Source organism: Anaerovorax odorimutans, from assembly GCF_024459955.1.
Lineage (GTDB): Bacteria > Bacillota > Clostridia > Peptostreptococcales > Anaerovoracaceae > Hominibacterium > Hominibacterium odorimutans_A.
In genome coordinates this window covers 1-263 of the sequence record NZ_JANFXK010000147.1, presented here as the reverse complement: position 1 = coordinate 263, position 263 = coordinate 1, and the positions used below count along the sequence as shown (strand labels likewise).

Genomic DNA, 263 nt, shown 5'->3' with positions numbered 1-263 from the left:
CAGACATTATGGAGCCCTGCTCCCAGGAGTACATCCAGCATGGGCTTTCCTGCCGTTCCTGACGGTTCGCCGTCATCACTGCATCTGGAAATCTCATTTCTCTCTCCGACCACAAAGGCATGACAATTATGCCGGGCATCCCAATATTTCTTTTTTATTTTTTCTATGAACCGTACTGCGTCTTCTTCTGAATTAACTGGGCATACTGTTGCTATAAAACGGGATTTTTTTTCGACAATCTCTCCCTCGCCGCCCTGATAAAC

The 263-nt window shown here is 46.4% G+C and carries 1 protein-coding gene; it reads right to left on the bottom strand.

The genetic code is table 11. The features are described 5' to 3' along the window. Positions 1-263, bottom strand: a 263-nt coding sequence (locus NE619_RS18250; protein ID WP_256133891.1) for an IMPACT family protein, incomplete at both ends; no start/stop codon positions are given.